This is a genomic window from Methylobacterium sp. Leaf113 (genome assembly GCF_001423325.1).
In the GTDB taxonomy this organism is placed as follows: Bacteria; Pseudomonadota; Alphaproteobacteria; order Rhizobiales; family Beijerinckiaceae; genus Methylobacterium.
In genome coordinates this window covers 160152-183914 of the sequence record NZ_LMNJ01000051.1, presented here as the reverse complement: position 1 = coordinate 183914, position 23763 = coordinate 160152, and the positions used below count along the sequence as shown (strand labels likewise).

Annotated in this window: 23 protein-coding genes; 12 read left to right on the top strand and 11 right to left on the bottom strand. The window is 68.2% G+C overall.

All coding sequences use genetic code 11. The annotated features are described in order from the left end of the window. The first annotated feature begins 169 nt into the window (after nt 1-169). Nucleotides 170-409, top strand: a complete 240-nt coding sequence (locus tag ASF60_RS20410; RefSeq protein ID WP_056189452.1) for a hypothetical protein — start codon at nt 170-172, stop codon at nt 407-409. Nucleotides 410-433: 24 nt separating this feature from the next. Here ASF60_RS20410 and ASF60_RS20405 read toward each other — a convergent pair whose 3' ends face one another. The 3 genes from ASF60_RS20405 to ASF60_RS20395 form a co-directional block, all read right to left on the bottom strand. Then, entirely contained in the window at nt 434-1288 is an 855-nt protein-coding gene (locus ASF60_RS20405) for a S49 family peptidase (protein WP_056189449.1), read from the bottom strand. A gap of 137 nt (nt 1289-1425) precedes the next feature. Then, nucleotides 1426-2220: a tRNA1(Val) (adenine(37)-N6)-methyltransferase gene (locus ASF60_RS20400; protein WP_056189447.1), complete on the bottom strand. Its 795-nt coding sequence runs from the start codon at nt 2218-2220 to the stop codon at nt 1426-1428. Continuing rightward, the gene (locus ASF60_RS20395; protein ID WP_056189444.1) at nt 2213-2437 is read right to left on the bottom strand and encodes a putative signal transducing protein; all 225 of its coding nucleotides are present in this window, start codon (nt 2435-2437) and stop codon (nt 2213-2215) included. The genes ASF60_RS20400 and ASF60_RS20395 overlap by 8 nt, the downstream gene beginning before the upstream one ends. A 158-nt stretch (nt 2438-2595) precedes the next feature. On the opposite strand from ASF60_RS20395, the gene ASF60_RS20390 reads away from it, so the two are divergent. After that, nucleotides 2596-3615 carry a polyprenyl synthetase family protein gene (locus tag ASF60_RS20390; protein WP_056189441.1) on the top strand — a complete coding sequence of 340 codons (1020 nt, stop codon included), beginning with the start codon at nt 2596-2598 and terminating at the stop codon, nt 3613-3615. Between the two features lie 31 nt (nt 3616-3646). Here the strand turns inward: ASF60_RS20390 and ASF60_RS20385 are convergent, their stop codons facing one another. From ASF60_RS20385 to ASF60_RS20370, 4 genes are all read right to left on the bottom strand, one after another. Beyond that, nucleotides 3647-5248, bottom strand: coding sequence for a putative bifunctional diguanylate cyclase/phosphodiesterase (locus ASF60_RS20385; RefSeq protein WP_244478523.1), 1602 nt, complete (start codon nt 5246-5248; stop codon nt 3647-3649). Nucleotides 5249-5426: 178 nt separating this feature from the next. Then, nucleotides 5427-6302 carry a 4-(cytidine 5'-diphospho)-2-C-methyl-D-erythritol kinase gene (locus ASF60_RS20380; protein WP_056189435.1) on the bottom strand — a complete coding sequence of 292 codons (876 nt, stop codon included), beginning with the start codon at nt 6300-6302 and terminating at the stop codon, nt 5427-5429. 78 nt (nt 6303-6380) lie between these two features. After that, on the bottom strand, nt 6381-8234 hold the full coding sequence (locus tag ASF60_RS20375) for a tetratricopeptide repeat protein (protein ID WP_056189432.1): 1854 nt from the start codon (nt 8232-8234) through the stop codon (nt 6381-6383). Between the two features lie 183 nt (nt 8235-8417). Continuing rightward, nucleotides 8418-10079: an electron transfer flavoprotein-ubiquinone oxidoreductase gene (locus ASF60_RS20370; RefSeq protein ID WP_056189428.1), complete on the bottom strand. Its 1662-nt coding sequence runs from the start codon at nt 10077-10079 to the stop codon at nt 8418-8420. A 240-nt stretch (nt 10080-10319) separates the two neighbouring features. On the opposite strand from ASF60_RS20370, the gene ASF60_RS20365 reads away from it, so the two are divergent. From ASF60_RS20365 to ASF60_RS20350, 4 genes are all read left to right on the top strand, one after another. Next, the gene (locus ASF60_RS20365; protein ID WP_056189425.1) at nt 10320-11222 is read left to right on the top strand and encodes a uracil-DNA glycosylase; all 903 of its coding nucleotides are present in this window, start codon (nt 10320-10322) and stop codon (nt 11220-11222) included. A 103-nt stretch (nt 11223-11325) separates the two neighbouring features. Next, entirely contained in the window at nt 11326-12237 is a 912-nt protein-coding gene (gene ypfJ / locus ASF60_RS20360; protein ID WP_056189424.1) for a KPN_02809 family neutral zinc metallopeptidase, read from the top strand. A gap of 85 nt (nt 12238-12322) precedes the next feature. Beyond that, on the top strand, nt 12323-12880 hold the full coding sequence (gene moaB / locus ASF60_RS20355; RefSeq protein ID WP_056189421.1) for a molybdenum cofactor biosynthesis protein B: 558 nt from the start codon (nt 12323-12325) through the stop codon (nt 12878-12880). A gap of 188 nt (nt 12881-13068) precedes the next feature. Beyond that, nucleotides 13069-13275, top strand: a complete 207-nt coding sequence (locus ASF60_RS20350; protein WP_156634329.1) for a hypothetical protein — start codon at nt 13069-13071, stop codon at nt 13273-13275. A 15-nt stretch (nt 13276-13290) separates the two neighbouring features. Here ASF60_RS20350 and ASF60_RS20345 read toward each other — a convergent pair whose 3' ends face one another. Further along, a complete protein-coding gene (locus ASF60_RS20345; protein WP_056189415.1) occupies nt 13291-13812 on the bottom strand; it encodes a hypothetical protein in 522 nt (173 codons plus the stop codon). A 187-nt stretch (nt 13813-13999) separates the two neighbouring features. On the opposite strand from ASF60_RS20345, the gene ASF60_RS20340 reads away from it, so the two are divergent. After that, complete coding sequence (locus ASF60_RS20340) at nt 14000-15124, top strand: PA0069 family radical SAM protein (protein ID WP_056189413.1); 1125 nt, start codon at nt 14000-14002, stop codon at nt 15122-15124. Here ASF60_RS20340 and ASF60_RS20335 read toward each other — a convergent pair. The 3 genes from ASF60_RS20335 to ASF60_RS20325 form a co-directional block, all read right to left on the bottom strand. Further along, on the bottom strand, nt 15090-15734 hold the full coding sequence (locus ASF60_RS20335) for a ribonuclease HII (protein WP_056189410.1): 645 nt from the start codon (nt 15732-15734) through the stop codon (nt 15090-15092). The two genes, ASF60_RS20340 and ASF60_RS20335, sit on opposite strands and share 35 nt — an antisense overlap. A gap of 70 nt (nt 15735-15804) precedes the next feature. Then, a complete protein-coding gene (locus ASF60_RS20330; RefSeq protein ID WP_056189407.1) occupies nt 15805-16884 on the bottom strand; it encodes a glycosyltransferase family 4 protein in 1080 nt (359 codons plus the stop codon). Beyond that, a complete protein-coding gene (locus ASF60_RS20325) occupies nt 16881-17702 on the bottom strand; it encodes a UDP-2,3-diacylglucosamine diphosphatase (protein WP_056189403.1) in 822 nt (273 codons plus the stop codon). Before ASF60_RS20325 ends, ASF60_RS20330 begins: the two co-directional genes overlap by 4 nt. Before the next feature lie 585 nt (nt 17703-18287). Between ASF60_RS20325 and ASF60_RS20320 the strand changes: the two genes are divergently transcribed. From ASF60_RS20320 to ASF60_RS20300, 5 genes are all read left to right on the top strand, one after another. Beyond that, nucleotides 18288-19496 carry an aminotransferase class V-fold PLP-dependent enzyme gene (locus ASF60_RS20320; protein WP_056189401.1) on the top strand — a complete coding sequence of 403 codons (1209 nt, stop codon included), beginning with the start codon at nt 18288-18290 and terminating at the stop codon, nt 19494-19496. 128 nt (nt 19497-19624) lie between these two features. Then, nucleotides 19625-20563, top strand: coding sequence for a D-2-hydroxyacid dehydrogenase (locus tag ASF60_RS20315; protein ID WP_056189398.1), 939 nt, complete (start codon nt 19625-19627; stop codon nt 20561-20563). 239 nt (nt 20564-20802) lie between these two features. Beyond that, the gene (locus ASF60_RS20310; protein WP_056189395.1) at nt 20803-21663 is read left to right on the top strand and encodes an NADP-dependent methylenetetrahydromethanopterin/methylenetetrahydrofolate dehydrogenase; all 861 of its coding nucleotides are present in this window, start codon (nt 20803-20805) and stop codon (nt 21661-21663) included. Nucleotides 21664-21668: 5 nt separating this feature from the next. After that, complete coding sequence (gene fchA / locus ASF60_RS20305; RefSeq protein ID WP_056189392.1) at nt 21669-22310, top strand: methenyltetrahydrofolate cyclohydrolase; 642 nt, start codon at nt 21669-21671, stop codon at nt 22308-22310. A 256-nt stretch (nt 22311-22566) separates the two neighbouring features. Beyond that, nucleotides 22567-23745 (top strand): malate--CoA ligase subunit beta, encoded by a 1179-nt coding sequence (locus ASF60_RS20300; protein ID WP_056189389.1) that lies wholly within the window; start codon nt 22567-22569, stop codon nt 23743-23745. Nucleotides 23746-23763: the final 18 nt, after the last annotated feature.

Below are 23763 nucleotides of genomic sequence, written 5' to 3'. Positions count from 1 at the left end.
TCAAGCGACGGCGCCGCGCAGGCCCGTTTACCACGCGGGTGTGGCGGCACACACATTTCGGCCACGATTCGACATAGCGGTGGAACGGTCTCGCTTGCTGCCAAGTTTATCCGGCAATCAAGGGGTTTTCGCCGCCTCCCGGGCGGACGACAATTTGGATCTTCGCGCCATGCGCTCGTCTTTCACAGTGTTCGCCGCCCTCGTTGCAGCTTCCCTCGTTGCGACCCCGCTGGTCATCACGGCGTCGAACGCGCTCGCGACCGCCGAATATTCGGATGCGGTGACGATGCCGGCTGCCGTGACTCCGATCGAGGTGGCGGCCGTACCGGCACCGGTCCTGGCCGAGACCTGCGCCCGGAAGGTTCGGGTCGTCTATGCCGGCTACGGCAACGACGCCTGCAAGCGCTGAACCGCGGCGTCTCGCAGCGACACGCTACAAGCCATAGCGGGCGAAGGCGGCGCGATCCTCGATCGCCGCCATCACCTCGCCCGCGACGCTGCTACCCGGTGCCGAGCGGCGCAGCAGCCGCGCAATCAGCGAGCCCTTCTTGTCGGCGATGAAAACCAGTTCGACCGTATCGCCGTAGCGCGCCCGAAGCGTCGAGCGGGCATCGCCGAGCCCATCCACCAATCCGAGCGGCACGGCCTGCTGGCCGGTCCAGACCGCGCCGGTGAAGAGATTCTCGCCCTGCGCCGCCAATTTCGGGCGCCGTGCGCTCACCAGCGCGGTGAAGAGCGCCTGCACGTCGGCCTGGATGACCTTGAGGCGCGCGACGTCGGCGGGGTCTTCCGGGCGGAACGGGTCGAGCATCCCCTTGGCTTCGCCCTGCGTGTGCACACGGCGGTCGACGCCGATGCGCTCGATCAGGCGGTCGAACCCGAACCCCGCCGAGACGACGCCGATCGATCCGACGAGGGACATCGGATCGGCGATGATCTCGTCGGCGGCACAGGCGATCATGTAGCCGCCCGAGGCCGCCACATCCTCCACGAAGGCGAGAACGGGAAGCTTCTTCTCGGTCGCCAGAGCGCGGATGCGCTGGTGGATCAGGTGGGACTGGGCCGGTGCGCCGCCGGGCGAATTGATGACGAGGGCGACCGCCGAGATGCCGGGTGTCGTGAAGGCGCGCTCCAGGCTGCTGGCCAGACCGCCGATCGAGAGCCCGGCCCGGAACGGCGACACGGCTCCGATCGCTCCGCTGAGCCGCAGGACGGCAACGCGCGGGACGTTTCGGCGCCAACGGCGCGGCAGGAGCGCGCGCAGGGGACCCGGCAGGGAAATCGGCATGGTGCAGCGACTCGATGTTGCTTGAAACACGGACCGGCGCGACCGCGCTGCCCCGGGGGAGGGCGACTGGGCCGTCCCGGAGCCTGAACTGGGGCGAGCCGAACCGTTTTGCCAGCCTCGCTGTCGTCGCCCCCGGTTCAGGGCGCTTCAGAGGTCTGGCCGATCCAGCCTCGGCCGGCATTGAGCCCCTCGGCCACCTCCGTGAACCGACCGGCTTCGTCCTGCAGGATGAGCGCCGGCAGGAGCCCGAAGGACCCCCGGCTGCCCTTGACGGCACTGACGAGGATGCGGATCGCCGGGCGGTCGGGTCTTGCCTGCACCGGCCGGACGGTCACGGCGCCGAAACGCCCCTTCAGGGCGTCGAGGCAGGCGGGCAGGGCGTCGGCCCGGTGGATCAGGCCGAGACGCCCGTGCGGGCTCAGCAGGTCGGCACAGGTGCGGAGCCAGCCGTCGAGTCCGCCTTCGGGGCCGGCCATGCCATAGCCATGCGCGCTGGCCTTGGCCGTCACCGGCGAGGCGCGGTAACGGCCGGGCTCGAAGAACGGAGGGTTGGTCAGGACGAGGCCGGCGACGCCGGAGGCGAGCCCGGCGGCGCGGCGCTGGGCGCCCGTTGCCAGGACATCCGCAACGATCACCGTGGTCCGGTCGCCGAGTCCATTCGCGTTCGCGTTGATCCGGGCCAGCCCGGCGAGTTCGGGCTCGCGCTCGACCAGGACCACCCGGGCGTCGGGATGGCGCAGGGCGACGGCGAGGCCGACCGCCCCGGTGGAGGCCCCGACATCGCAGACGATGGTGCCCGGTTCCGGCACCATCAGGCTCGCCAGCAGCACCGCATCGGTGCCGGCCCGGTGTCCGCCGCGCGGAGGCTGATGCAGCCGGAGGCGGCCGCCGAGCCAGAGATCGGGCGGGGCAAGCGTCAGGGGATCAGGCATCCCGAAGCTCATGGGCGAGACCCGCATCGGTGAGCAGGCGCCGCGCCTGGCGGGCATGGTCGTGCGGCACCAGGAGCCGCCGGGCGAAAGCGCCGATCGAGCCTTCCAGCAGGCTCATATGCTGGTCGGCCACGAGGACCGGGATCGACGCGCCCTCCAGAAGCGACTGGGCGAAGCCGATGAGAACGATGTCGTTGCTGCGGATCAGTTCGGTCATGCATCGTCATCCGGGGCGACATCATGGGCGCAGCTTGTCGCTGTAGCTTGCGGCATGGTGCGTGTTGCAGCGCCATCGGGCGCATGCGATGGGGTGTCACAGACGCGATCGATTGGATCGCGCCGCGTTGGCGTAGGGAAGCGGGAGGTCTCGAGGTCTTGGGCGTCGTAGTTCCGATCGATGAGAGCAGCCCCGACCCGGAGGCGAGCCTGGCCGACCTGGTCTCCCTGGTGTCCAGCGGCATGGAGCGCGTCAACGCGACCATCCTGTCACGGACCGGGTCCGACGTGCAGATGATTCCGGAAGTTGCCAACCACCTCATTTCGTCGGGCGGCAAGCGTCTGCGTCCGATCCTCACCCTGGCGACCGCCGACCTCTGCCACTATGCCGGGGACGGCGCCGTGAAGCTCGCGGCCAGCGTCGAGTTCATGCACACCGCCACGCTGCTGCATGACGACGTGGTCGACGGCAGCGACATGCGGCGCGGCAAGGTCGCGGCCCGCATCAAGTGGGGCAACGAGGCGAGCGTCCTCGTCGGCGATTTCCTTCTGGGACAGGCCTTCCGCATGATGGTCGAGGTCGGCTCCCTCAAGGCCCTCGACATCCTGTCGGCAGCAGCCACCATCATCGCCGAGGGCGAGGTGATGCAGCTGACCGCCGCGAAGAATACCGAGACGAGTGAGGACGAGTACCTCGCCGTGATCAGCGCCAAGACGGCCGAACTGTTCGCCGCCGCCTGCGAGGTCGGTCCGGTCCTCGCCTCCCGCGCCGAAGCGGAGCAGGCGGCCTGCCGCGCCTACGGCATGAATCTCGGCATCGCCTTCCAGCTCATCGACGACGTGCTCGATTACGGCGGCACCAGCGACACCCTCGGCAAGAACGTCGGTGACGATTTTCGCGAGGGCAAGATCACCCTGCCGATCGTGCTGGCGGTGCGGCGCGCCACCGGCTCCGAGCGCAGCTTCTGGAAGCGCACGCTGGAACTCGGCGAGGTGGCCGATGCCGACCTGGAGACCGCCCGCACCATCCTCAGGCGACACGGCGCCCTGGAGGAGACGATGGCGCGCGCGCGCCTTTACGGGGATCGGGCGCGCGATGCCCTGAAGCCGTTCCCGCCGAGCCCGATGAAGCACGCGCTCCTGCAGGTCGTGGATTTCTGCATCGCGCGGGCTCACTGAGCCTTCGCGGTGGGCGCAGGCCCCTGGGCTCTCAGGCCGCGGCGTGATCCGGGACGGCAGGCGCGCTGAGGATCGGATTGCTGCCGCTCCGGCTCTCCGTGGTTTCCATCGGGGACGGGGCGATCACGATCCGACCGGCAGCGTCGGTCCATTGGACCAGCAGTTCGTCCGTGATGCCCTTGTCCTGCGGTTTCCCGAACAGATAGCCCTGTCCGTAGGTGCAGCCCTGGCCGGCGAGCCAGTCGACGCTCGACCCGGTCTCGATGCCCTCGGCGGTGGTCAGGAGACCGAGGCTGGAGCCGAGGGCGATGATCGCGTCGACGAGCTTCGCCCGCTCGCTGCTGAGCCGCATCGCCTCGACGTAACTGCGGTCGATCTTGAGCTTGTCGAAGCGCAGCTCGCGCAGATGATAGAGGCTGGAATAGCCGGTCCCGAAATCATCGAGGGCGACGCGGATTCCGAAGGCCTGGAGTGACGTCAAAGCAGTCCGCGCCGCCTCCAGGTCGTTGACCAGGGCGGTCTCGGTGATTTCGATTTCGAGGCGGTACGGAGCGAAACCGGTCTCGGTCAGGATCGCCAGGATGCGCTCGGGCAGGCGTGGGTCCCGCAGCTGGATCGGCGAGATATTGACCGCGAGCTGCAGGTGAGCGGGCCATTGGCGCGCATCCGCGCAGGCCTTGCGCATCAGCCCCCAGGTCAGTTCGGCGATCTGGTCGGTCTCCTCGGCCAGGGTGATGAAGGCGTCGGGTCCGAGAATTCCGTGCTGCGGGTGGTTCCAGCGCGCCAACACCTCGAAGCCGATCAGGTCCCGGCCGGGCAGCGAGACCACCGGCTGGTAGAACGGCTCGATTTCCCCGCGTTCGATTCCGACCCGCAACTCGCCCTCCAGGCGTGCCCGCGCCTTGAGGGCGTGACCCATGTCGAGGTGGAAGAACCGGAAGGTGGCGCGGCCGTCGCGTTTGCCCTGATCCATCGCGACGTCGGCGGAATGCAGCAGAGCTTCCGCGCTTCGGCATTCCTCCGTCGCCGTCGTGATCCCGACGGTGGCGCCGATCTCCAGATGCCCCTGTTCCCAGGCGATCGATTGCGAGATCGAGGCGATGATCCCTTGCGCCAGGCGCGCCAGAACCTCCAGATCGTCACCGGGATCGACCAGGAGGGCGAATTCGTCGCCGCCGAGACGGGCGAGGAAACCCTGGGCGGGCCGCAGAAGGCGGAGCCGGTCGGCCACCACGCACAGGGCGGCATCGCCGGCGGCATGGCCGTGGAGGTCGTTGACCGGCTTGAAGCGATCGAGGTCGATCATCATCACGGCGATGCGCGGAACGCCCGCCGCATCCGAGCTGCCCTGAATGCGGGCCTCGAGGGTTTCGCGGAACAGGCGCCGGTTGGCGAGCCCGGTCAGCGCGTCATGGCGCGCCACCGATTCGGCCTGCGCCTCGGCGCCGTCGCGATCCCGCATGGCCCGGCGTAGTTTCAGCGATTTGCGCACGCTCGCCGCGACAAGGCCCAGGCTCATGCACAGCGACAGCATCAGGAGGTCCTGAAGCTCGTAGGTCCGGGTCGCCTCGCCGAGGAAAGTGAAGAAACCGAGTCGCGTTCCGAGAAGCCAGACACAGGTTCCGATCATCATGAGACAGAGGAGCTCGCGAAGCTCCCCTTCCCCCCATGACTTATGACCGTGATCGGGCATCGACCGCTCCTTGCGCGCGGCGATCCTGCGGAGACAAGTCTTGCTTGGGCGTAAAGTTTACAGAGGAAGTCCGCCGAAACGGACGCAAATACGCTGGCTCACGCCGATGCCTGGGGCCTTATCGCAGAAAGGCCGCGCTGACCCACCAGTTCGGTTGTGCCGCCGACAGGTGCCGGGCCGCCCGCGCCGCGTCGGAGCGATGATCGAACAGCGCGAAGACCGTGGCGCCCGACCCCGACATGCGGGCGAGCCGGCATCCGGGTTCCTGGCGCAAGGCGGCCAACGCCACGTCGATGACGGGAGCGAGGGTCCGGGCCGGTGCCTCCAAGTCGTTGCGGGCGGGGCCGATTGCCTCGAGCAGGCCCGAGCGGGACAGGCGAGCCGCGATGACCGGATGTGCATCGGTGCCGTAGCGCTCGCCCACCGCGAGGCCGAGCGCCCGGAAGATCGGTGCGGTCTCGACCGGAACGCCCGGATTGACCAGCACTGCGGGAATGGGGGTGAGGTCGAGGGCCGGGCCGATCGATTCGCCCGCCCCTCGCATCATCCGGGCGCGCGGCATCAGGCAGACGGGAACGTCGGCACCGGTGGTGCGCGCGGCGGCGATCAGGTCGGGATGATCGGGCGCGAGATCGTTCCAGCGGCCGAGGAGGCGCAGGGCCGCCGCCGCGTCGGAGGAGCCGCCGCCGATGCCGGCGGCCACCGGAAGGCGCTTGACCAGGTGGAAGGCCCCGTGGCGAAGGCCGGGGCGCAGGCGCGCCAGATTGCGGGTCGCCTTGATGACGAGGTTGTCGTCGAGAGGGCCGGCAGGGCCAGCGGTCGGCCCGGTGACCGTCAGGGTCAGGTCGGGGCCGGGCTCCAGGGTCAGGGTGTCGCCGGCGCCCGTGAAGGCCACCAGGCTCTCCAGCTCGTGATAGCCGTCGCCGGCCCTCCGGCCGAGGACGTGGAGCGTCAGGTTGATCTTCGCCGGAGCGCGGGTGACGAGGAGGGACACGGCGCCTCGGAGCTTGAGCGTGGAACGGGTGCGGGGCCGGTCTGGCCTCGCAACCCGCGCCGCGTCAAGCGTCCCGTGTCAGCCGCCGCTCTTCTTGTCGGCAGCGCCCGGAGGCTCGCTCGGGGCCGGGGCGCCCTTCGGCAGTTCCGGGTTCACCTTGCCCTCGGGCGGGTTCTCGGCCGTGGCCGCCGGCTTCTCCAGTTCGGGCAGCCCGTCCTTGAGCTTCGCGTTGATCTTCTCGAGTTCGTCCGGCTCGGGGTTCAGGTCCTTGGCATGCTGCCACTGGAACTTGCCCTCCAGGCGGCGGCCGGCACGCCAATAGGCGTCGCCCAGGTGGTCGTTGATGGTGGGATCACCGGGCTTCAGCTCGATCGCCTTCTCCAGCTCGCGCACGGCATCGTCCCAACGGCCGAGGCGGAAATAGGCCCAGCCCAGGCTGTCGATGATCATGCCGTCGCGCGGAGCCGCATCGACGGCCTGCTTCAGCATCGTGAAGGCCTCGTCGATGTTCATGTTCTGGTCGACCCAGGAATAGGCCAGATAGTTCAGCACCTGCGCCCGGGCGCCGGGCTGGCTGGCCGGCACGAGTTCCAGCGCCTTCTTCAGGTCGGCCTCGGCCTTCGGCCATTTCTTGGCCCGTTCGTAGGCGGTGCCGCGGAAGTAGAAGGTCGTCCAGTAATTCGAGGCCGGGCGGTCGCCGATCAGCGCGATGGCGCGGCTGTAGGTCTCCGCGGCCTCCTCGTACTTCTTGCGCGAGCGCTGGACATTGCCGAGGGCCGTGATGACCTCGATGTCGTCCGGATGCGCCTTCATGGCGGCATCGAGGTGGGCGATGGCCTCCTCGCCCTTGCCCATCTGCTCGAGGTTCAGGCCGACCTGCACGTCGGCATTGAGGCGGAGCGGCGAAGTAGTGGGGATCTGGGCGTAGGCCTCGTTCGCCCGGTCGGTCTGCTTCATGCGGTCGAGAAGGTCGGCCAGGGTCAGGCGGGCCAGCGCGTGCTCCGGGGCGAGGTAGAGGGCGAGGCGCAGGTAGACCACCGCCGGCAGCTCGTCGCCCTGCGTCGAACCCGCCGAACCGAGCCCGTACAGCACCTCGCCGGCGCCCTCCTGCGCGGTGTTGACGAGGCGGGTAAGGGGCTTGCCCTCCTTCAGCTTGGTCAGGGCATCGCGCACGATCGGGTGGCGCGGCAGCAGCTTGTCGAACTCGGTATAGGCCTGGATCGCCAGATCGGTGCGGCCGGCCTGCGCCTCGAAGCGCGCATAGGCATCGACGATGCGCAGGGTGTTGCGGTCGGCATCGTAGGCGGCCTTGAGGCGGCGCTCGGCCTCGGCCTGATCCCCCACGAGGCTGGCGATCAGCCCGGCGTGGAAGTCCCGGAAGGTGTTGTAGTAGCGCTCGCCCTTGAGCTTGTTGATGGTGTCCAGCGCGCGCTTGCCGTCATTGGCCCCGGCATAGGCCCAGGCGGTCAGCAGCGTGCCGGTCAGGTCGGCGGCGGCACCCCGGCCGCTACGGGCGAAGTTCTGGCGGGCCTGGGCGAACTGCCCGGCCTTGATCTGACGGACACCGAGGGCGAGCTGGGCGAGGCCGTTCGAGCCGTCGCGGCTGGTCATGCGTTCGGCTGCCCGGAACGCGTCCGGCAGGGACCCGTCGGCGAGCAGGGACACGAAGGCGCGCTCCAGCAGCTCGGCGTTGCGCGGGTCGGCCTTCACCGCCTCGCGATAGTAGCTCGCGGCGGCGGCCGTGTCCTTGGAAGCGCCGGCGATGTAGGCCGAGAGGAAGTTGCCTTCGAGCGATTCGGCGGGCTCGTACTCGGAGATCGGCGCCGATTCGCGCGGTTGGGCCGCGTAGGCGGCGGGCGAGACCGCGAGGCCGATCGCGAGAGCCGAGAGAACCCGGCGACCCGTCCGGGTGGTTTTGGCGTTTCCGTTCATGGGCACCGATCACGGCTCCTGCGCACCGGCCGCGTCGGCGGCCGGGCTCGATTGCGGCGGGACACTGGACTCTTAGCGCCATCCTCGCAAGGCGTGAGCAAGGCAGTAGGATGTCGCGCGGCGGGATCGGGCCCCGCCGCGCGAAGCCGTGACGGGGTCGGTTTCCGCAGGGCGGACGCGCGATCACATGTTCGGATAGTTCGGTCCGCCCGGTCCCTCCGGCGTCTCCCAGTTGATGTTCTGGTTGGGATCCTTGATGTCGCACGTCTTGCAGTGGACGCAGTTCTGGGCGTTGATCTGGTAGCGGACGCCGTCGCTGGCTCCCGCATCCGCGACCCACTCGTAGACGCCGGCCGGGCAATAGCGCGCCGACGGACCGCCATAGACGTCGTGCTCCGACGCCTTCTGCAATTCGAGGTTGCGAACCTTGAGGTGGGCCGGCTGGTCCTCCTCGTGGTTGGTGTTCGACAGGTAGACCGAAGACAGGCGGTCGAAGGTCAGCTTGCCGTCGGGCTTCGGGTAGACGATCGGCTTGACCTCACTGAGAGGCTTCAGCGTGGCGTGATCCGGCTTGCCGTGCTTGAGCGTCCCGAAGGGCGAGGCATCCAGGATGGTGTTCGACCACATGTCGAGACCGCCGAGGCCGACGCCGATCAGAGTGCCGTATTTCGACCAGAGCGGCTTGACGTTGCGCACGCGCTTCAAGTCCTGGCCGATGGCGCTGTCGCGCCACCCGTGCTCGTAGGTGCTGAGCTCGTCGCCCTGGCGCCCGGATTCCAGCGCTTGGGCCAGAGCTTCGGCCGCCTGCATGCCGGACAGGACCGCGTTGTGCGAGCCCTTGATGCGCGGCACGTTGACGAAGCCGGCGGAGTCGCCGACGAGGCAGCCGCCCGGGAAGACGAGCTTCGGCACCGATTGCCAGCCGCCCTCCATGATGGCGCGGGCGCCGTAGCCGATGCGCTTGGCCCCCTCGAAGGTCTCGCGGATCATCGGGTGGGTCTTGAAGCGCTGGAACTCGTCGAACGGCGACAGGGTCGGGTTTTCGTAGTTCAGGTGCGTGACGAAGCCCACCGAGAGCAGACCGTCGTCGAAATGATAGAGCCAGGAGCCGCCGCCGGCCTTGTTCGGCAGGGGCCAGCCCATGGTGTGCTGGACGAGGCCGGACTGGAACCTGTCGGGCGCCAGCTGCCACAGTTCCTTGACGCCCAGACCGTATTTCTGGTGGTCGCTGTGGGCGTTCAGCTTGAAGCGGTCGATGACGGTCTTGGTCAGGGAGCCGCGGGCCCCCTCGCCGAAGACCGTGTATTTGGCCCGCAATTCCATGCCGCGGGTATAGTCGTCGCGCGGTTCGCCGGACTTGCCGATGCCGAGGTCGCCGGTGGCGACACCCACCACGATTCCGGAATCGTCGTACAGAACCTCGGAGGCGGGAAAGCCCGGGTAGATCTCGACGCCGAGTTCCTCGGCCTTGGCACCGAGATACTTCGTCACGTTGGACAGCGACCCGACGAAGTTGCCGTGGTTCGACATCAGCTTGGGGAAGAACAGGTTCGGCATGGTGACGCCGCTGTTCTTGGTCAGGAACATGAACTCGTCACGCTCCACGGCCGTCTTCAGCGGGCGCGCGTCATCCGTGCGCCAGTCGGGCAGCAGGCTGTCGAGCCCGGAGGGATCGATCACCGCGCCCGACAGGATATGGGCGCCGACCTCGGACCCCTTCTCCACCACCACGATGCTGGCATCGGCGGAAAGCTGCTTGAGGCGGATGGCGGTCGCGAGTCCGGCCGGGCCGGCTCCCACGATCACCACGTCGAACTCCATCGCCTCGCGTTCGGGCAGCGCCATCCGTCATCCTCCTGTGAGGCCCTGCTGTGCCGCCGGGCCTTCGTATTGCGTCTCGCACGTCCGACCGTAGGAACGGACGCTCACGTGTCTGGCGATCACTCTCAACCCATTCCAACCTGAGAACGCAAGCGCCGCCAAGGTCCAGAAGGCGCCCGGTGACGATGTCGCGCGGGGCAAATGCCGGTGCGCAGCGTCGCATGCGCGGTTGTCCACAGCCGCGTGAGGCGCCACATCGGATGGATGAGCCAGAGCGACGACCGACAGCGGGATCTCATCGCCAGCCTCGATTTCCATGTCGAGGCCGGACTCGACCTGTTCCTCGACGAGGCGCCCCACGACCGCTTCTCGGAAGCGGAAGTGCCCGAACCGGTGCCGGCGGCGCCTGCGCGGCTCGCCCCGACGCGCGACGGTCCGGCCCCGCAGCGCCCCCCGTTGCGCGGTGCCGACATGGTCCTGGCGGACCTGCCCGAGCGCGGTGCGGCCCCGCCTCCGCCTCCGCCGGCCCGGACCTTCGGCCAGTCGGCCTCGGCCAAGCCCGGAGAGGCGGCCGGCGATGCCCGGGCGCGGGCACGCGAGGTGCAGACCCTGGAGGAACTGGAAGCGCTGCTCGCCGGCTTCGACGGCTGTCCGCTCAAGTTCACCGCCAAGAACCTCGTCTTCGCCGATGGCAATCCGGCGGCCAAGCTGATGTTCATCGGCGAGGCGCCGGGCGCCGACGAGGATCGTGTCGGCAAGCCGTTCATGGGCCGCTCGGGCAAGCTCCTCGACCGGATGATGGCCGCCATCGGCCTCGACCGGACGGCGGCCTACGTCACCAACATCGTGCCGTGGCGCCCGCCGGGCAATCGCAACCCGACCCCGCAGGAGGTCGCGATCTGCCGGCCGTTCATCGAGCGACAGATCGAACTGGCTGATCCCGACCTGATCGTGTGCCTGGGAAGCCCGGCGACCCAGACCATCACGGGCACCAAGGACGGCATCCTCAAAGCGCGGGGCCGGTTCTATCCCTACCGGGTCGGGACGCGCGAGATCCGCGCGCTGGCGACCCTGCATCCGGCCTATCTGCTGCGGCAGCCCCTGCAGAAGCGCCTCGCTTGGCGGGACTTCCGCACCCTGCGGGCCGCCCTCGACGGCAAGGCCTGAGCCCGCTACGGCGTCTGCACAAGCGGAACCGTATTTGCGGGCTGCGACTTAACTCACGCGGTCGTGTTCCTTGCCGCGCGTCCGAACAGGGTGTCACGAGATCATGCGCTGGGAAGATTTCCGTTCTTCGGACAACGTCGAGGACCGGCGCGGTGAAGGTGGCGGCGGTGGTGGATTCGGATTCCCCGGCGGTGGTGCAGGCGGCCTCGGCATCGGCGCCATCGTGATCCTGACCCTCATCGGATGGGTCACGGGCATCAACCCCGCGATCCTGATCGGCGGGGCCGAGCAGATGTCGGGCGGCGGGCGTCCGCGCCAGGAGCAGGTCGATCCGCAGATCCAAGCCCAGCGCAAGACCAAGCCCACGGATGAGAGCGGCCGCTTCGCCGCGGCGATCCTCGGCAACACCGAGGACGTGTGGAAAGAGATCATGCCGAACCAGACGGGACGCCAGTACCGGCCGACCGCGATGGTGCTCTACACCGGGGGCACCCGCAGCGGCTGCGGTTCGGCCCAGGCCGCCATGGGTCCGTTCTACTGCCCGCTCGACAAGAAGGTCTATCTCGACACCTCCTTCTTCAAGGAGATGGAGCAGAAGTTCGGCGTGAAGGGCGACTTCGCCTACGCCTACGTCATCGCCCACGAGGTCGGTCACCACGTCCAGGACGAACTCGGCATCCTCGGCAAGGTCCAGAGCCGCCAGCAGAGCGCATCGAGCAAGACCGAGGCGAATCAGCTTTCCGTGCGCGTCGAGCTGATGGCCGACTGCCTTGCCGGCGTCTGGGCCAAGAACTCGAACGACAAGTACAATGCCCTGGAGCCGGGCGATATCGAGGAGGCCATGCGGGCCGCGAGCGCTATCGGCGACGACAAGCTGCAGAAGCAGTCGCAGGGCTATGCGGTGCCGGACTCGTTCACCCACGGCTCGTCCGAGCAGCGGATGCGCTGGTTCATGACCGGCTATCGCAGCGGCCAGACCAAGTCCTGCGACACGTTTCGCGCGGCGCGTAACTGAACCGCGTTCGCCGCGCTGTCGGGAGGAAGGCGGTTCGGCTAGACTCGTGGCCGTTCCACACCCATCCGATTGAAGGCACATCACGATGGTCGCATCGGACAAGACCCGCAGCTTCATCCCGCTGACCATCGCGGTCCTGACCGTGTCCGACACCCGCGTCGCCGAGGATGACCGCTCCGGCGACACCCTCGTCGAGCGTCTCAAGGCGGCGGGTCACGAATTGGCGGCCCGGGCCATCGTGCCGGACGAAGTCGAGGCGATCCGGAACCAGGTCGAATCCTGGTGCCGCGACCCTGCGGTGGACGTGGTCATCACCACCGGCGGGACCGGCTTCACCGGTCGCGATGTGACTCCGGAGGCGATCGAGCCGCTGTTCGAGAAGCGCATGGACGGCTTCTCGGCCGTGTTCCACCGCATCTCCTACGACAAGATCGGGACCTCGACGCTGCAATCGCGCGCCACTGCCGGCGTCGCCAAGGCCACCTACATCTTCGTGCTGCCGGGCTCGCCGGGCGCCTGCCGCGATGCCTGGGACGGAATCCTCGCCGCCCAGCTCGATTACCGGCACCGCCCCTGCAACTTCGTCGAGATCATGCCGCGCCTCGACGAGCATCTGCGGCGCGGCGCGTCGATCACGGTCTAGCCGATCGTCCGGCTTCGGGCGGGCTGGTGTATTTCGGCTTTCGAACGCGTCGTTAACCGTACCGCAAGCGCCGCGCCGTCTCATGCGGAAGCATCGTCACCGTTCGGTTCTGCAGGGACATCATGGTCGCAAAGCACGCGTCGAACCTGGATCAGTTTCGCAGCCGCCGAAAATTCGAGCGGGTGGAGATGGCCGAGCAGGCGACGGCTGTCTTCGATGACGGAACCCGTCTCACCTGCCTGATCCACGACATGTCGAATGGCGCCGATGCGCGAATCGGGATGCGCATCGAACTGTTCGACTGTCCCGCCTCCGGCGTGCCGAAAAGCTTTCTGGTAATCATGAAATCCGGACGGGTGATCCGCTACACGCCGGGCTGGAACGAGCGCCTTTAGGCGCCCTCGCTCACCTCATGATCGCTCGAGACGGGCCGGCACCCGGCGGACCTTGAGCCGCCGCGCGAATTTCGGCCCCGACAGCAGCCGGTCCCGGCGTACGAGATCGCCCGGTCGCGGCGCGGTCACGCCGATGACGCTCTCGCCCCGCGCGGCGAGCCGGGAGGGCAGGCCGGTATGCGGACGGCGCAGGCGCGCCAGGGACACCTCCGGTCGGGCGGTGCCGATGAAGCGGTCGAGCAGGCGGATCCAGCCCTCCGCCGGGACATCGCCGGCTTCGAGGCAGAGCACCCAGTCCCGCCGCGCCGCTCTGGCACCGGCCGACCACGGCGACGCGCCGCGTCCGCGCAGGACCACCTTGGCGCCCGTCGCCTCCGCGACCGTCTCGATCGCCGGGTTCGCACCGGCCACGATGATCACCGCATCGCCGACGAGCCCCGCCGCCACACCCGCCACCAGAGCGCCGAGGGTGTCGGCCAGCAGATCGATCGCTTCCGGGTCGTTGGGCCGCGTGACGGAGATCAGTGCCGAAATCATGCGCGCGCATACCGCATTTTTGCGTGGGGCCAAATTTCCACGTCTCTGATGGCCCATCTCACACTACGGAGGCGCGTGCAGGGGGGGATGAATGCTGGCCTCGGACCAGACGGCCTCGCGACTTCCCTGGGACGCGCCTGTTCGTTCGTGTTATGTTCTCGTCCGGGCAACGGGAATGCTGGAGCGGATGCGGAACACGCGAACGGCCGATCTCACGGTGACGGAGAGCGCGCCCCGGCGCCTTGCCGAGACCACGCCCCTGCCGTCGGGCCGCCGCGGCCGGGGCGCCACGGCCAATCCGGGCAGCCGCTTCGAGCCGACGGGGCGGGAGGCCTTCGCGGATGGCTGGCCGGATCGCGATGCACCGGCGCCTTTGCGCACCGAAGTCCTGCCGGAGCAGGCGCGCACCCTGATCACCCGCAACACCTCGCCCGATATCTCGTTCGATCGCTCGATCAACCCCTATCGGGGCTGCGAACACGGCTGCGTCTACTGCTTCGCCCGTCCGAACCACGCCTATGTCGGGCTCTCGCCCGGCCTCGATTTCGAGACCAAGCTGTTTCACAAGGCGAATGCGGCCGTCCTGCTGGAGCGGGAGCTGTCGGCTGCAAACTATCGCCCGGCCACCATCGCCCTCGGGACCGCCACCGATCCCTATCAGCCGATCGAGCGCGAGCATCGCCTGACCCGCTCGGTGCTCGAAATTCTGGCCCGTTTCCGCCACCCGGTCGGTATCGTCACGAAGTCGAACCTCGTCCTGCGCGACATCGACCTCCTGGCCGAGATGGCGCGGGACGGGCTCGTGAAGGTCGCGGTGTCGGTCACCACCCTGGATCCGGAGCTGGCGCGCCGCCTGGAACCGCGCGCGCCGCATCCGGAGAAGCGCCTGGAAGCGATCGGCCGGCTGAGCGAAGCCGGCATTGCCGTGATGGTGATTGCGGCACCGATCATCCCGTCGCTGAACGATCACGAGGTCGAGGCGATCCTGACCCGGGCGCGCGCCCTCGGGGCCATCGAGGCGAGCCATGTCCTGCTGCGGCTGCCCCTCGAACTCGATGCCCTGGTCGACGACTGGTTCGCCGAGCATTACCCGGGGCGGCGCCGGCACGTGATGTCGCTCGTCCGGCAGGCCCGGGGCGGCAAGGCCTACGACGCCGCCTTCGGCACCCGCATGACCGGCACCGGCGCCTATGCCGACCTGATCCGCGACCGCATGCGCCTCGCCCGCCAGCGTCTCGGTTATCCCGAAGAGCGCCGCCGCCTGCGCACCGACCTGTTCAGGGTGCCGACCGACCAGCTGTCCCTGTTCTGACATCGTAGGCGCGGGTGAAGCTGGCGCGGTGATGCGGCGAGCGGCCGAGAGCCGCCAGCCCCGCCAGGTGCGTGCGGGTGCCGTAGCCGACATTGCTGGCCCAGCCGTAATCCGGATAGCGCCCGGCGAGGCGCCGCATCAGCGCGTCGCGCAGGGTCTTGGCGACGATCGAGGCGGCGGCGATCTGCGGCACGAGCCGGTCGCCTCCAACGACGGCGCGGCAGGGCAAGGCGCGGCAGGGCAAGGCGAGGCCCGGAACCGGGTCGCGGCCGTCGACCCAGACCGGCGCATCGAGTTGCAGGGCCAGGACGGCCCGCCGCATGGCGTCGAGGGTGGCGCCGCGGACATTGATGCGATCCACGAGGGCGCGGGAGCCCGCGGCCACGGCGACGCGGGCATGGCGGCGGATCAGCGGCGTCAACGCCTCCCGTTCGGCCGCCTTCAGGCGCTTGCTGTCGTCGAGGCGTGCCAGGAAGTCGGGGGGGAGGGCGTCGGGCCGAAACCACACGGCCGCGACCACGACGGGGCCGCACAAGGCCCCGCGCCCCACCTCGTCGCATCCGATCACGGCTGGATAGGTCGCCGCCAGAAGCGGGTCGAACGGCGGCATCGCGGCAAGATCCGTGCACAGGGGGCCTGTTGGCCCGTCCCTAGCCCGGCCACGGCAACCCGTCCATGCCTCAACCGAGATGGATCGCCGCTTCCGCCTGAGTTTCCAGGGCTGGCCGGCGCGCCGGTACGGTGCCGTGCGCGACGGCGATGTTGTCGTAGAACTGGCGCGCGCTCTCCGCCCACGTATAGCGCAGGGCCTCCGCGCGGCACCGCGCCCGCGGCAGGTCCAGGGCCGCCATAGCCGCTGCCCGCAGATCGTGGTCGAGGATGCCGGCGCCGGAACCGCCGATGACGTCGAGGGGCCCCGTCACCGGATAGGCGGCCACCGGCACCCCGCAGGCCAGGGCTTCGAGGAGCACGATGCCGAAGGTGTCGGTCAGGCTCGGGAAGACGAAGACGTCGGCGCCGGCATAGAGGGCGGCGAGGTCGGCGCCGGTCCGGGTCCCGAGGAAGCGCGCGCCCGGATCGATGGCGGCGAGGCGCGCCCGATCCGGACCGTCCCCGATCACGACCTTGGTGCCGGGCAGGTCGAGGCGCAGGAAGGCCTCCAGGTTCTTCTCGACCGCGAGGCGACCGACCGAGAGGAAGATCGGTCGGGGCAGCCCGGCGAGATCGGCCGGTTCCGGCGCATTCGTCGGCCGGGGCTGGAACAGGTCGGTGTCGACGCCGCGCGTCCAGCGCATCAGCTTGGTGAAGCCGCGCGCGTCGAGGTCGCGTTCCAGGGAGGGGGTCGACACCATCGTGCCGTTCGAGGCTCCGTGGAACCGGCGCAGCCAGGCGTAGCTCCAGGCCTCCGGCACGGGCGCGCGCGCGGAGAGGTATTCGGGGAAGCGGGTGTGATAGCTCGTGGTGAACGGCCGGCAATGGGCGAGGCAGTAGCGGCGGGTGGCGTAGCCGACCGTGCCCTCGGTCGAGATATGCACATGGGTCGGGCGCAGATCGTCCCACAGCCGCGCGACGTGGCGCTTGGTGGCGTAGGCCAGCCGGATCTCCCGATATCCGGGCAGCGGCACGGAGGCGAAGTCCTGATGCGTCAGGAACACGGTCTCGAAGCCGAAAGCCGCGCCGGCCGCCGCCATGTTCTCCAGGGAGCGGACGACGCCATTGACCTGCGGGTGCCAGGCATCCGTGGCGATGAGGAGTCTCACGCGACGGCCCGGGCTCCGTCGGGGCGGGGATGCCCGACCAGATCGGCGCGGGCGGCGCGGGCGCGCAGCAGGCTCGGGTAGTGCAGCACCTCCATGGTGCCGTCGTAATGCTCGACGATGGCGGTGCAGGATTCGACCCAGTCGCCGGTGTTCAGGTAGGTCAGCCCGTTGATCTGGCGGTTGGCGGCGTGATGGATGTGGCCGCAGATGACCCCGTCAGCCCCGGCGCGCCGGGCTTCGGCGCTCAGCAATTCCTCGAACTTGCCGATGAAGTTGACCGCATTCTTCACCTTGAGCTTGGCCCAGGCCGAGAGCGACCAGTAGGCGAGTCCGAGGCGCCGGCGCGCGGTGTTGACGTAGGTGTTGATGAACAGCGCGAAGGTGTAGGCGCCGTCGCCCAGGAAGGCGAGCCACTTGGCGTGGCGCACCACCATGTCGAACTGGTCGCCGTGGATGACGAGGTAGCGCTTGCCGTCGGCGGCCACATGCAGGCGCTGGTCGGCGACCTCGATGCCCCCGAAGGTCATGCCGATGTAGTCGCGCAGGAATTCGTCGTGGTTGCCCGGCACGTAGACCAGGGTGGAGCCCTTGCGCACCTTGCGCATCAGCTTCTGCACCACGTCGTTGTGGCTCTGGGGCCAGTACCAGCCCGACTTGAGCTGCCAGCCGTCGACGATGTCCCCAACAAGATAGATCTCGTCCGCATCGTAATCGCGCAGGAATTCGAGCAACAGATCGGCCTGACAGCCCTTGGTGCCGAGATGCATGTCCGACAGAAACAAGGTCCGGACGCGGGTCGTCTCGGTATCTTCGCCCACGCTCGCCTCCGGGACAGCCTCAGATGTGGCGAGCCAAACCGGATTCCCGTATCAGTTTGATGACGCCGACCCGTGCGTCGGCGAGGGTACCGCAACGCGACGTAAGCCCTTCTTCCACGAAAAAAATTTTGATTTGGAAGTAAGTATTTCGGGTTTTCCTTTCCCCGCGAAGGCGGGCATAGTCCTCCGCAAGGTGCCCCACCGGGCGGCGTTCGAAAACGCATGGCCGGAGCCCATCGAGGCAAATCAAGGGTGCCGTTCCCGGGGACGACGACGCTGAAACGGCCCAGCGGCGCGCGCATATCCAGCGTGCGACCCGGCCCATGGAGAAGAGGCGTGAGGCATTCGGTGGCGCGCGGGACGGAGGATGTCGGAGGTCGAACTCCGGCCGGCTCATCCGTCCGCACGGCGCGCGACCGGGTCCCGAACGCCGGCGGGCTCGTCCCACAATCCGGCACATCGGCGGCCGCGTCGGCCTAGTCCCGGACGTCTCGGGACAGAGCCGCGCGGTTCGTTCAAACCATCCAGAATCTTGCATGCCGCAGGTGAATGCCTGCGGAGACGAAGAGAAAGCGGAGAAACATCATGGCGGCAACGCGACGTCCCGGCCGGAACCACCTGTTCGTCCCGGGCCCGACGAACATCCCGGATCGCGTGATGCGCGCGATGATGGTGCAGTCCGAGGATCACCGTTCGGTGGACTTCCCCTCGCTGACCAAGCCGCTCTTCCAGGACACGAAGGCCGTCTACGGTTCGACCGAGGGCACCATCTTCCTGTTCCCGGCCTCCGGCACCGGCATCTGGGAATCCGCCCTGTCGAACACCCTGTCGCGCGGCGACAAGGTCCTGGCCGCCCGCTTCGGCCAGTTCAGCCACCTCTGGATCGACATGGCCCAGCGCCTCGGCCTGGAAGTCATCGTCCAGGATGAGGAGTGGGGCACGGGTGCGAGCCCGGAGCGGATCGGCGAGGCCCTGCGCGCCGACAAGAACCACGAGATCAAGGCCGTCATGGTCGTCCATAACGAGACGGCGACCGGCGTCACCAGCGATATCGGCGCCGTGCGCAAGGCGATCGACGCCGCCGGCCACCCGGCCCTGCTGTTCGTCGACGGCGTCTCCTCGATCGGCTCGCTCCCCTTCAAGATGGACGAGTGGAAGGTCGATTGCGCCATCGCCGGCTCGCAGAAGGGCCTGATGCTCCCCGCCGGCCTCGGCGTGATCTGCGTCAGCCAGAAGGCGCTCAAGGCCGCCGACACCTCGTCGGGCCAGAACGACCGCCTCGCGCACGTGTACTTCGACTGGGCCGACCACCAGAAGCAGAACCCGTCGGGCTACTTCCCCTACACCCCGTCGCTGCCGCTGCTTTACGGCCTGCGCGAGGCCCTGGCCTGCCTCAACGAGGAAGGCCTGGAGAACGTCTATCACCGCCACCACGTGCTCGGTGAGGCGACCCGCCAGGCCGTGGCGGCCTGGGGCCTGAAGACCTGCGCCAAGGAGCCCAAGTGGAACTCCGACACGGTCACCGCCATCCTGGTGCCGGAGGGCGTCGACGCCGCCGCGATCATCAAGCACGCCTACGTGCGCTACAACCTGGCGCTCGGCGCCGGTCTGAGCCAGGTGGCTGGCAAGGTGTTCCGCATCGGCCACGTTGGTGACATGAACGAGCTGTCGCTGCTGGGTGCCATCGCGGGTGCCGAGATGTCGATGCTCGACCATGGCATGAAGGTCCAGCCCGGCTCCGGCGTCGCCGCCGCGTCGAGCTACCTGCGCGAGAACCCGCTCCACAAGGCCTGAGCTTCTCGAAGCCCGACACGCGACCGGGATGGGTTCGCCCATCCCGGTCACACCCGCGACCCTATCGGTGACGTGCCCAAGCGGTGACGCGCCTATCCGAGACTTGGCCGGATCGGCCAGAGGATTCCATGACGAAGAAGATCGTGTTCCTCGACCGCGAGTCCCTGGACGCCAAGGTCCGTGAATTCAACTTCCCGCACGAGTACGTCGAGTACGAGTCGACCTGGACGCCGGAAGAGATCGTCGAGCGCCTGAAGGGCGCCCAGATCGCCCTGATCAACAAGGTCCCGATGCGGGCCGACACCCTGAAGCAGCTTCCCGACCTCAAGCTGATCGCGGTCGCCGCCACCGGAACCGACGTGGTCGACAAGGAGGCCGCCAAGGCCCAGGGCATCACCGTCGTCAACATCCGCGGCTATGCCTTCAACACTGTGCCCGAGCACGTCATCGGCCTGATGTTCGCGCTGCGCCGGGCCATCGTGCCCTATGCCAATTCGGTGCGCCGGGGCGATTGGGCGAAGTCGACCCAGTTCTGCTACTTCGACTACCCGATCCACGACATCGCCGGCTCGACGCTGGGCATCGTCGGCTACGGCGCTCTCGGCAAGTCCATCGCCAAGCGGGCCGAAGCCCTCGGCATGACGGTCATCGCCTACGACGTGTTCCCCCAGGAGGGCCTCGTCGATTTCGAGACGATCCTGCGCGAATCCGACGTCATTACGCTGCACGCGCCGCTGACGCCCGAGACCCGCAACATGATCGGGCGCGAACAGCTTGCGAAGATGAAGAAGCATGCGCTTCTCATCAACACCGCGCGCGGCGGCCTCGTCGACGAAGAGGCTCTGGCCGAGGCCCTGAAGGCGGGCACCATCGGCGGCGCCGGGTTCGACGTGGTGATGACCGAGCCGCCCAAGAACGGCAACATCCTGTGCGAGCTCGACCTGCCCAACCTCATCGTCACGCCGCACGTGGCCTGGGCCAGCAAGGAAGCCATGCAGATCCTCGCCGACCAGCTCGTCGACAATGTCGAGGCTTTCGTGGCGGGCAAGCCGCAGAACGTGGTCTAACCTGACCTCGACGTGGTCGAGGACCGAACTGCGCATCGATAAGAACCGATCGTCATTCCGGGGCCGCGAAGTGGAACCCGGAATCCCAGAACACACGTGGTATTCCAGTCGGTGACCTCGGCGACTCTGCATTCCGGGCTCGACGTCGGCGCCCTGGATTGACAGCGCGGGTCGTGCCGCCGAACGGACATACCAACACGAACGCCAGCCGCGCCGAGACGCGGGCGAGAGGACGCCAAATGAAGAAGCTTCTGTTCCAATTCGATACCGACGCCGTTCCGAGCGTGTTCGACGTGGTGGTGGGCTACGATGGCGGCGCCGACCACATCACCGGCTACGGCAACGTCACCCCGGATAATGTCGGCGCCCTGGTCGACGGCACGATCTACACCCGCGGCGGCTCCGAGAAGAAGTCGACGGCGATCTTCGTCGGCGGCGGCAGCATGGCGGCCGGCGAGGCCGTGTTCGAGGCGGTGAAGAAGCGCTTCTTCGGCCCCTTCCGCGTGTCGATCATGCTCGATTCCAACGGCTCCAACACCACCGCCGCCGCCGGCGTTGCGTTGGTCCAGAAGGCCGCCGGTTCGCTCCAGGGCAAGAAGGCCGTCGTGCTCGCCGGCACCGGCCCGGTCGGCATGCGCTCGGCCGCGCTCCTCGCCCAGGAAGGCGCCGAGGTCATCCTGTGCGGTCGGTCGCTCGACAAGGCTCAGGCCGCCGCCGACCAGATCAACACCCGCTTCAAGGTGAGCATCAAGGCCGCCGAGACGCCCGACGCCGCCTCGCGCGCCCAGATCGTCAAGGGCCAGAACCTCGTGTTCTCCGCCGGCGCCATCGGCCTCGAGCTGCTGCCCGAGGATGCCTGGAAGGACGAGGCCAGCATCGAGTTCGTGGCCGATTACAACGCTCAGCCACCCCTCGGCTTCGGCGGCATCGAGGCCATGGACAAGGGCAAGGACCGGCACGGCAAGAAGGTGTTCGGCGCCCTCGGCATCGGCGGCCTGAAGCTCAAGCTGCACCGCGCCTGCGTCGGCCAGCTCTTCGACAACACCGAGCAGGTGCTGGACGCCGAGGCGATCTACGCCCTCGCCAAGAAGATGGCCTGATCGCCATGGCCGAGAAGGAAAATCCCGCGCACGAGACGATCCAGACCTTCCTGGACGGTCTCGCGAGTTCGGCGCCCACCCCCGGCGGGGGTGGTGCCGCCGCCATCTCGGGCGCCATGGGCGCCGCCCTCCTCAGCATGGTGTGCAACCTCACCATCGGGAAGAAGAAGTACGTCGAGGTGGAGGGTGAGCTGAAGGAGATCCTCGGGAAGTCCGAGGCCCTGCGCGCCGAACTCACCGGCATGATCGCCGACGATGTCGCCGCCTTCGACGCGGTGATGGGCGCCTACGGGCTTCCCAAGACCACCGACGAAGAAAAGGCCGCGCGGGCGGACAAGATCCAGGCCGCCCTCAAGGTCGCCACCGACGTGCCGCTCGAATGCTGCCGCGCCTGCCGCAAGGTCATCGACCTCGCCCAGATCGTGGCCGACAAGGGCAACCTCAACGTCATCTCGGATGCCGGCGTGGCGGTGCTCTCCGCCCATGCGGGCCTGCGCAGTGCCGCCCTCAACGTCTACGTCAACGCCAAGGGCCTCGACGACCGGGCCTTCGCCGACGAGCGCCTGCGCGAGCTGGAAACCCTGATGGGCTCGGCTGGTCCGCTGAACGAGTCCATCTACGAAATCGTCAAGGCCAAGGTGAACTGACGCCTCGGGTCAACTGGGGCGGTTAAACCCCCAGGCTAAGCCGCGAGGCATCGGGCCAAGACAAACCGGACGATCGGCGATATCAAGAGCTGCTCCCGACGCCATCGGGGCAGCTCTTGTGCAAACTGAATACAGTTCACCGCCCCTCAAGGCAGAGTGAACGCCAATGTAAAAAAATATAAACGGCCAAGCACTTTCCGTGAAGTGAAATTTACGAGACAGTCGTGCCAACGAAGAAACGCCGAGGAGAACGCTGATGGACGTGCACGAGTACCAGGCCAAGGAACTGCTTGCCGGCTTCGGTGTCGCCGTTCCAAAGGGCGCCGTCGCCTTCAGCGCCGATCAGGCGGTCTATGCCGCCACCGAGCTCGGCGGATCGTTCTGGGCCGTCAAGGCGCAGATCCATGCCGGCGCCCGCGGCAAGGCCGGCGGCATCAAGCTGTGCCGGACCTACAACGAGGTTCGCGACGCCGCCAAGGACCTCCTCGGTAAGCGCCTGGTGACGCTCCAGACGGGGCCCGAGGGCAAGCCCGTCCAGCGCGTCTATGTCGAGACCGCCGACCCGTTCGAGCGCGAACTCTACCTCGGCTACGTCCTCGACCGGAAGGCCGAGCGCGTCCGGGTCATCGCCTCCCAGCGCGGCGGCATGGACATCGAGGAGATCGCCGCCAACGAACCGGAGGCGCTGATCCAGGTGGTGGTCGAGCCCGCCGTCGGCCTGCAGCAGTTCCAGGCCCGCGAGATCGCCTTCCAGCTCGGTCTCAACATCAAGCAGGTCTCGGCCGCCGTGAAGACGATCATGAACGCCTACCGGGCGTTCCGCGATTGCGACGGCACCATGCTGGAGATCAACCCCCTCGTCGTCACCAAGGACGACCGGGTGCTGGCCCTCGACGCCAAGATGTCCTTCGACGACAACGCCATGTTCCGCCGGCGCAACATTGCCGACATGCACGATCCCTCGCAGGGCGACCCGCGCGAGGCCCAGGCCGCCGAGCACAACCTCTCCTATATCGGCCTTGAGGGTGAAATCGGCTGCATCGTCAACGGTGCCGGTCTGGCCATGGCCACCATGGACATGATCAAGCATGCCGGCGGCGAGCCCGCGAACTTCCTCGATGTCGGCGGCGGCGCCTCGCCGGACCGGGTCGCCACGGCCTTCCGCCTCGTCCTGTCGGATCGCAACGTGAAGGCGATCCTCGTCAACATCTTCGCCGGCATCAACCGCTGCGACTGGGTCGCCCAGGGTGTCATCCAGGCGGCGCGCGAGGTGAAGATCGACGTGCCTCTGATCGTCCGGCTCGCCGGCACCAATGTCGAGGCCGGCCAGAAGATCCTGGCCGAGAGCGGCCTCGATCTCATCACCGCCAACAGCCTGTCCGACGCCGCCGCCAAGGCCGTCGAGGCCTGCGCCGCCGCCAAGAACAACCGCTAAGAGAGGGGAGGATACGTC

Bases quoted from the DNA above. Each gene is read 5' to 3' on its own strand.
- ASF60_RS20340 (WP_056189413.1), top strand. From the start codon at position 14,000: ATGCGGAACACGCGAACGGCCGATCTCACGGTGACGGAGAGCGCGCCC.
- ASF60_RS20315 (WP_056189398.1), top strand. From the start codon at position 19,625: ATGACGAAGAAGATCGTGTTCCTCGACCGCGAGTCCCTGGACGCCAAG.
- ASF60_RS20400 (WP_056189447.1), bottom strand. From the start codon at position 2,220: ATGCCTGATCCCCTGACGCTTGCCCCGCCCGATCTCTGGCTCGGCGGC.
- ASF60_RS20335 (WP_056189410.1), bottom strand. From the start codon at position 15,734: ATGCCGCCGTTCGACCCGCTTCTGGCGGCGACCTATCCAGCCGTGATC.
- ASF60_RS20320 (WP_056189401.1), top strand. From the start codon at position 18,288: ATGGCGGCAACGCGACGTCCCGGCCGGAACCACCTGTTCGTCCCGGGC.
- moaB (WP_056189421.1), top strand. From the start codon at position 12,323: ATGGTCGCATCGGACAAGACCCGCAGCTTCATCCCGCTGACCATCGCG.
- ASF60_RS20345 (WP_056189415.1), bottom strand. From the start codon at position 13,812: ATGATTTCGGCACTGATCTCCGTCACGCGGCCCAACGACCCGGAAGCG.
- ypfJ (WP_056189424.1), top strand. From the start codon at position 11,326: ATGCGCTGGGAAGATTTCCGTTCTTCGGACAACGTCGAGGACCGGCGC.
- ASF60_RS20385 (WP_244478523.1), bottom strand. From the start codon at position 5,248: ATGATGATCGGAACCTGTGTCTGGCTTCTCGGAACGCGACTCGGTTTC.
- fchA (WP_056189392.1), top strand. From the start codon at position 21,669: ATGGCCGAGAAGGAAAATCCCGCGCACGAGACGATCCAGACCTTCCTG.
- ASF60_RS20375 (WP_056189432.1), bottom strand. From the start codon at position 8,234: ATGAACGGAAACGCCAAAACCACCCGGACGGGTCGCCGGGTTCTCTCG.
- ASF60_RS20350 (WP_156634329.1), top strand. From the start codon at position 13,069: ATGGCCGAGCAGGCGACGGCTGTCTTCGATGACGGAACCCGTCTCACC.
- ASF60_RS20370 (WP_056189428.1), bottom strand. From the start codon at position 10,079: ATGGCGCTGCCCGAACGCGAGGCGATGGAGTTCGACGTGGTGATCGTG.
- ASF60_RS20310 (WP_056189395.1), top strand. From the start codon at position 20,803: ATGAAGAAGCTTCTGTTCCAATTCGATACCGACGCCGTTCCGAGCGTG.
- ASF60_RS20405 (WP_056189449.1), bottom strand. From the start codon at position 1,288: ATGCCGATTTCCCTGCCGGGTCCCCTGCGCGCGCTCCTGCCGCGCCGT.
- ASF60_RS20300 (WP_056189389.1), top strand. From the start codon at position 22,567: ATGGACGTGCACGAGTACCAGGCCAAGGAACTGCTTGCCGGCTTCGGT.
- ASF60_RS20395 (WP_056189444.1), bottom strand. From the start codon at position 2,437: ATGACCGAACTGATCCGCAGCAACGACATCGTTCTCATCGGCTTCGCC.
- ASF60_RS20410 (WP_056189452.1), top strand. From the start codon at position 170: ATGCGCTCGTCTTTCACAGTGTTCGCCGCCCTCGTTGCAGCTTCCCTC.
- ASF60_RS20365 (WP_056189425.1), top strand. From the start codon at position 10,320: ATGAGCCAGAGCGACGACCGACAGCGGGATCTCATCGCCAGCCTCGAT.